We start from the raw sequence: 6,754 nt of genomic DNA, 5'->3' as shown, positions 1-6,754 counted from the left end.
GCCGTCGCCAGCCCGTCGCCCTCGGCGAGCCCCAGCCCGCCGGCCACCGCCCGGCCCTCGGCCACTCCCCGCCGCACGGCCGACCCCGACCTGACCCGCACGGCGGCTCCCAAGCCCCCCGCGTCGAAGGTCCTCGACTACGACTACCAGGCCCAGATCACCTACTACTACTGCGGTCCCGCAGCGGTGCGCCACGCGCTCAGCGCCGCCGGCGTCGACCGGAGCCAGGACGCAGTGGCCGGGCCGCTGGGCACCACCGAGATGGGCACGAACTCGGCCCTGGACACCACCCGGGTGCTCAACCAGTTCGTCAAGGGCGACCCGTACCGGACCCGGATGTTCCCGGGCACCCCGAACGCGGCGCAGGTCGCCCAACTCCGGGCCGACGTGGTCACGGCGATCACCGCCCGGCGGGGAGTCGTCGCCAACGTGGCCGGTGACGCCACCGACACCGACGGCGGCTGGCACTCCTTCCCGGGCGGCCACTACATCGCCGTGATCGGGTACCGGGACAGCGGTCGGCTGGTCCGGATCGCCGACTCGGCCGACCCGAACCTGCCGGAGTACTGGATCACCACGGTCGACCTGGCGAACTGGATCGCCACCCGCGGCTACTCCGCCTGATCCCGCCGCGTACGCCACGGGCACCGGTCCCTCGGGGCCGGTGCCCGCGCGCGTTCGACCGCACGGCGGAATCGCGGCGGCTGCTCCGGCGATGGCACAGCCCGCCACTGGCGTGCCGGTGGTGACCCTGCGCGGCCTGGCGGCGAACGGTCAAGCGGTGGGGGACAGCGGCGAGGCGTCCGCGGCGCGCGGTGCTGGTGGCGCCCAGCCCGGGTCCAGCTCGCGCCGGGCCGCCGCGAGGAAGCCCTCGGCGTACGAGGCGGCCGGGAAGTCGCCGAGGTAGTGGCGGCGGGTCGCCCACCGGGCCGGGGCCAGCGGATCGGTGTCCAACAGTCGGGTCAGCACGTCGTCGACGTTGGACATGTCGCGCCGCAGCACGTAACCCGAGGCGGCCAGGGGAAACCGGGCCACGAACCGATCGCCGTCGACCCCCATGTCGGTCACCGCGTACGGCTTGCCCGAGTAGAGGAAGTCGGAGATCACCCCGGAGACGTCGGAGACCAGCGCGTCGGCCCGGTTGACGCAGTCGGTCAGGGTCAGCTCGCGGCCGGCCGCCGCACCCCACAGGTGCGCCCGCCCGGTGCGGGCCCGGTCGGCGGCAAGCAGCTCCGTCAGCCGGGCGAGGTGCCGCGCCGACGCCGGGTTCTGCGTGGTGTACGGGTGCGCCCGCAGGATCACCGTGGCGCCCCGGTCGAGCAGCCGGCGCAGCAGCGTCTCGGCAACCGGCAGGGAGCAGTAGTTGGCGTCGGCGTGGTGCCCCGTCCAGGTCGGCGTGTACAGCACGGTCGGGTTGGCCAGGCCGAGGGCCGGTTCGGGGCGTACCTCGATCGACTCGACCTGGGGGCGGCCGACCACGACGAACTTCTCGGCGGGGATCTCCACCCCGGCGCGGGCGTACCGCTCGATGGCGGCCGGCCCGGCCACGAAGATCCGGTCGAAGATCGCCGAGACCGGGTTGGCGCTGGGAGCCTTGTCGCTGTCGCCGTGGTGCAGCTGGACGTGGGTGAGCTGGGTGAACCGGACGCAGTGGCTGTTCTTCGCGCCGTGGTTGACGTAGAACGCCACCCGCAGGCTCGGCACCAGCGCCTCGTCCATGGCGTGCAGGGTCGGGCAGTAGACCACCGGGGCGGAGGTGGCCGCGGCGATGGTGGGCAGGAACTCCGGCTCCCGCAGCAGCACCAGGAACGGGCGGCCCAACCGCTCCAGATAGGGTAGCCACATGGTGACCTGGTACTCCGAGCCGGGCGGGGCCGAGAAGTAGAGCAGGAACTCCGGCTGGTGCGCGCGCAACGCCCGGGTCACCGGCCGGCCGCCGGCATTCGGCCGGAACCGTCGCCGGGCCAGGTCGAGGCCGACCACCGCGCACGCGCCGGCCACCAGCAGGACGGCGACCAGCGCGACCACGGCGGGTAGGGGTGGGGCGGCGGCGACCGCGATCACCGCGAGCAGGACCAGCAGCGCGCCGTCGAGTCGGGCGGTCAGCACCGGCGTCCAGGTGCGCACCGGCAGGTTCGCCGCCCGCAGCTCCAAATTGCCGGCGTCGCGCAGGGGACCGACCAGCAGCACCAGCCCGAGCAGCACCAGCCCGGTCAGCGCCAGCACCAGGTCGAAGCCGGCGTCGAGCCGGCGCGCGTACCCGACCAGGATCCCGGCGGCGAGCAGCACCGTCTCGGCGGTGATGTCCGCGTTCGGACGGACCCGGCGTTCCGCCGCGGCGGCGACCAGCGCGGCCACCGCCAGCGCCAGACCCCACCCGGTGGCGCCGGTGAGCGTCACCACCAGGAACGCCACCACGGCCAGGCCGGTGGTCAGGCACCGCGCGATCAGCTTTCTGACCAGTTCACCACGCATGTCGATCGCCCGCCTCGCAGATACGTGGGTCAGCCGGCGCTGGCGAGCCGGTCGGCGTCGACGGCGGTCGGCTGGGCCGGCACGGCGGCCGGCTCACCGGGCGCCCGGCGGACGTCGATCACCTGGCCGGTGAGGTCGGAGATCAGCACGTCCAGCGACGACCGGGCCACCGTCTCGGCGGCGAGCAGGGTGTGCTCGGGCTCCTCGCCGAACGCCTTGGTGCGCATCGGGGTGGCGGTGCGCTCCGGGTTGATGCAGTTGACCCGGACGCCGAACTCCGCCCACTCGTCGGACAGCGCCTGGGTGAGATTGACCAGGGCCGCCTTGGTGGATGAGTAGAGCGCGTACTGGGCCCGCCCGCGGGTGTAGGAGCTGGAGGTGTAGAGCAGCAGCTGGCCCTTGGTCTGCTGGAGGTACGGCAGGGACTGCCGGGCCACGATGACCGGACCGACGAAGTTGACCTGGAGCACCCGGTCCATGGTCTCCTCGTCCAGGTCGGCCAGGGCGCCCTTCTCCAGGATCCCGGCGGTGACCACCACGTGGTCGATCCGGCCGGTGGCCTCGAAGGCCGTCTTGAGTGCGGCCGTCACGTCCTCGGCGCGCTCGACGTGCGTGCCGGTGCTGGAACGGCTGAACGGGAAGACCTGGGCGCCGTACCGGCGGGCCAGTTCGGCCAGGTCGTGGCCGATGCCGTAGCTGCCGCCGAAGATGACGACCGTACGGCCGGTCAACTCCTCGGTGTAGCTGCGGTGGTCGGTCAGCCGGGGGGCCTGGGCGGCGGCGAGCTGGAAGAGCTTGTCGGCCAGGTGCACGTCGACCGGGTGGGTGACCTTGATGTTCTCGTCCGAGCCGTCGATCACCTTGATCGGGGTACCGGGCAGGTAGCGCAGCACCACGCCGCAGTCGTCGGTGGCCGCGAAGTGCGGGTCGCCCTCGGCCCGCCGGTACGCCTCACGGATCGTCCCGGACCGGAACGCCTGCGGGGTCTGGCCGCGACGCAGGGTGGCGCGGACCGGGATGTCGGTGATGCAGTCGTTCTCGTCGACCTGGATGATCGTGTCGGCGGACGGGATCGCCACGTCGACGGCGGAGTACGTCCAGAGCGCGTTGACGCACTCGCGGACGATCCGGGCGCTGACCAGTGGCCGGACGGCGTCGTGGAAGAGGATGTTGACATCGCCCTCGCCCACCGCGTCCAGCGCGATCCGGGTGGTCGCGTTGCGGGTGTCGCCACCCTCGATCACCTTGCTGACCTTCCGGAAGCCGGCCTTGTCGACGATCTGCTGGGCCTGCTCCACGTGGCCGGTGGCCATCAGCACGATGATCTCGTCGATCTCCGGCGCGGCCTCGAAGACGGCCAGGGTGTGCTCGATGATCGGCTTACCGGCGATCTTCAACAGTTGCTTGGGGATGCCCAGGCCGAGCCGGGTCCCGGTGCCGCCGGCCAGTACCACCGCCACCGTCCGCGAGGGCCGCCACGGCGCCGGGGTCTCCGGTGCGGCGTCCGGGCCAGTGGTGTGGTCCTGCGTCATTGCCGATCCTCACTCTCAGGGGGAGCTGAACGAAAGATGGCGCCCGAGCGGCGACGGGTTGAACCTTAACGCGCGGACCGCGCCGCCCCAACGGGGCGACGCGGTCTCCGGCGCGGTGTCGTGGGATAGATTCTACTTTTTGTTGGAGAATGCCTCGTATGCCCGGATGACCTCGTCGGTGGGCCCGTCCATCCGGATGAGCCCCGACTCCAGCCAGATCGTCCGTTCGCAGGTGTCCCGCACCGAGGAAAGCTGGTGGCTGACCAGGAACACCGTGCCGGCGCCTTCCCGCAGCTCGCGGACCCGCTGTTCGCTGCGCTTGCGGAAGCCCTTGTCGCCGGTGGCGAGCGCCTCGTCGATCAGCAGCACGTCGTGCTTCTTCGCCGCCGCGATGGAGAAGCGCAGCCGGGCCGCCATGCCGGAGGAGTACGTCCGCATCGGCAGGCTGGCGAAGTCGCCCCGCTCGTTGATCCCGGAGAACTCGATGATCTCCGGGGTCATCCGGGCGACATCGTCCGGGGGCATGCCCATGGCCAGGCAGCCGAGCGTGACGTTCCGCTCCCCGGACAGGTCGTTGAGCAGGGCGGCGTTCACACCGAGCAGGGAGGGCTGGCCCTGCGTGTAGACCGCGCCCCGGTTGACCGGCAGCAGGCCGGCGATGGCCCGCAGGATGGTCGACTTACCGGAACCGTTGCTGCCGATCAGCCCGATCGCCTCGCCCCGGTACGCGGTGAAGGTGACCCCCTTCACCGCGTGCACCTCCTGGATGTTCGGTGCGGAGGTGCGCTTGACCAACCGGCGCAGTGCGGCCACCGGGGTGGTGCCGCCGCCGGCGCCCTTGTGCACCCGGTAGATCACGTGCGCGTCGTCCACCACCACGGTGGGGATGCGCTCGCCGACCCGGGGGAGGGTGATGGTGACGTCGTTGGACGCTTCGAGGTGCTCAACCACGGCCGTACTCCTGTTCGCCGCGCCAGAAGTAGACGAAGCCACCGATGCCGGCCACCACCGCCCAGCCCGCCGCGACCAGCCAGAGCCGGGTCAGCGACTCGTTGAGCAGCGGAGCCTGTTCCAGCAGCGCGTGCCGGGCCAGCTCGATGTAGACCAGCATGGGGTTGTACTGGATGAGCGTGCTCGCCCACTCCGGTAGCCGGTTGAACAGCGAGACGCTGTACAGCACCCCGGAGCCGTACATCCAGGTGCGCATGATGAACGGCATCAGCTGCTTGAGGTCGCTGGACTTGGACCCCATCCGGGCCACCACCAGCACGATCCCGGCGTTGAACACCGCCTGCAACAGCAGCGCCGGCACCATCAGCAGCCACTCCGGCGTGATCGGCTCGCCGGTCACCAGCACGATCCCGACCAGCACGACCATCGAGGCCAGCAACTGCTGGAACTGGGTGAGCGTGGCGGCCACCGGCAGGCTGGCGCGGGGGAAGTGCAGCGCCCGGATCAGCCCCAGGTTGCTGCTGATCGACTGGGTGCCGGCCAGGACCGCGCTCTGGGTGAAGTTGAAGATGAACAGCCCGGTGGTCAGGTACGCGATGAAGTTCGGGATCTCCTTCTGTGCCAGCACCACGCCGAAGATCAGGTAGTAGACGGCGGCGTTGGTCAGCGGGGTCAGCACCTGCCAGATCTGACCCAGCTTCGCGTTGCTGTACGAGGCGACGAGCTTGGCGTTGGCGTACGCGGCGATGAAGTGCCGGTAGGCCCACAGCCGGCGGCTGTATTCGGCCAGGGAGGGACGCTCACCGGCGACCCGTAGTCCGTGCCGGGCGGCCAGCTGCGCCTGGGTCAGACCCGTTGCGGGGTCCACCAGCGCGGTGTCGGCCATGAAAGGGCGCTCCGATCTTTCGTGCCAAAGGGATGCGCGCGACGATGGAATCTTAGTGGGAGCTGGATGGGGAGGGCCGCCTCGTCGCGGGGTGGACGCTAGTGGAAAACACGTCGCGACGCAACCGTTGCGTCGTTGCGCTAATCTGGCCTGCGTGACAGCTCCGGAGAACCCCAGATGACCAGCGAGAAGAGGCGTGCGCCGGCCGGTGCCGCAGTGCTTCGCGGCGACATCACCAAGGCCATCCGGCGGGCCCTGATGCACGAACTCGCCGCGGTCGGCTACGGCCGGCTCTCCATCGAGGCGGTGGCCCGCCGCGCCGGGGTCGGCAAGACAGCGATCTACCGCCGGTGGAACTCCAAGCTCGACCTCGTTCTGGAAACCGTGGCCGCCGCCGCCGGCAAGAAGCTGCCCGCCCTGGACACCGGCACCCTCCGCGGCGACCTCGCCCTGCTGTTCCAGGTGGTGGCGCACGCGTTGAGCCACCCGCTCGCCTCGCAGATCATCCCGGACCTACTGGCCGAGGCGGCCCGCAACCCGACCATCGACGAAACCCTGCAACGGGTGCTGCGCGCCCAACAGCAGGAGATCGGCGGGCGGCTGATCGCCCGGGCGGTGGACCGGGGGGAACTGCCCGCCGGCACCGACCTCGACGCTGCGGTGGACCTGATCGCCGGCCCGCTCTACTGGCGGCTGGCCATCGCCCGGACCCCACTGCCCGACACGTATCTCGACACCCTGGTGGAAGCTGTCGCCGCAGCGCTGGCCACCGACGCGGCGGTGCCCCGGCAGCGCGACGGGTCGGTCTCCGGATAACGGCCGCCCCGCCGCGACACCCCTGGTACACCCGCCGGACATCTTCGGCGGGCGATTGCGGCTAGTCTCTTGCCAGACCGGAGCTGAGCGGGCC

Annotated in this window: 6 protein-coding genes; 2 read left to right on the top strand and 4 right to left on the bottom strand. The window is 71.3% G+C overall.

What is annotated here, in order from left to right; all coding sequences use genetic code 11:
* On the top strand, positions 1–624 hold a 624-nt coding region (locus E1182_RS28180), incomplete at its 5' end, for a C39 family peptidase (protein ID WP_132270767.1).
* A 150-nt stretch (positions 625–774) separates the two neighbouring features.
* Here the strand turns inward: E1182_RS28180 and E1182_RS28175 are convergent.
* The 4 genes from E1182_RS28175 to E1182_RS28160 form a co-directional block, all read right to left on the bottom strand.
* A complete protein-coding gene (locus E1182_RS28175; RefSeq protein WP_132270766.1) occupies positions 775–2,475 on the bottom strand; it encodes a CDP-glycerol glycerophosphotransferase family protein in 1,701 nt (566 codons plus the stop codon).
* Between the two features lie 29 nt (positions 2,476–2,504).
* A complete protein-coding gene (locus tag E1182_RS28170; RefSeq protein ID WP_132270765.1) occupies positions 2,505–4,007 on the bottom strand; it encodes a bifunctional cytidylyltransferase/SDR family oxidoreductase in 1,503 nt (500 codons plus the stop codon).
* Positions 4,008–4,139: 132 nt separating this feature from the next.
* Entirely contained in the window at positions 4,140–4,958 is an 819-nt protein-coding gene (locus E1182_RS28165) for an ABC transporter ATP-binding protein (RefSeq protein WP_132270764.1), read from the bottom strand.
* The gene (locus E1182_RS28160) at positions 4,951–5,844 is read right to left on the bottom strand and encodes an ABC transporter permease (RefSeq protein WP_132270763.1); all 894 of its coding nucleotides are present in this window, start codon (positions 5,842–5,844) and stop codon (positions 4,951–4,953) included. The genes E1182_RS28165 and E1182_RS28160 overlap by 8 nt, the downstream gene beginning before the upstream one ends.
* Positions 5,845–6,060: 216 nt before the next feature.
* Here E1182_RS28160 and E1182_RS28155 point away from each other — a divergent pair, with 216 nt between their 5' ends.
* Complete coding sequence (locus E1182_RS28155; protein ID WP_132270768.1) at positions 6,061–6,660, top strand: TetR/AcrR family transcriptional regulator; 600 nt, start codon at positions 6,061–6,063, stop codon at positions 6,658–6,660.
* The last annotated feature ends 94 nt before the right edge of the window (positions 6,661–6,754 follow it).

It is taken from the genome of Micromonospora sp. KC721 (assembly GCF_004348355.1).
GTDB lineage: Bacteria > Actinomycetota > Actinomycetes > Mycobacteriales > Micromonosporaceae > Micromonospora.
The sequence above is the reverse complement of the archived record's forward strand: the minus strand, read 5'-3'. Positions and strand labels throughout refer to the sequence as shown.

Excerpts from the sequence above, each read along its gene's own strand:
- E1182_RS28175 (WP_132270766.1), bottom strand. The coding sequence starts at position 2,475 with ATGCGTGGTGAACTGGTCAGAAAGCTGATCGCGCGGTGCCTGACCACC.
- E1182_RS28170 (WP_132270765.1), bottom strand. The coding sequence starts at position 4,007 with ATGACGCAGGACCACACCACTGGCCCGGACGCCGCACCGGAGACCCCG.
- E1182_RS28160 (WP_132270763.1), bottom strand. The coding sequence starts at position 5,844 with ATGGCCGACACCGCGCTGGTGGACCCCGCAACGGGTCTGACCCAGGCG.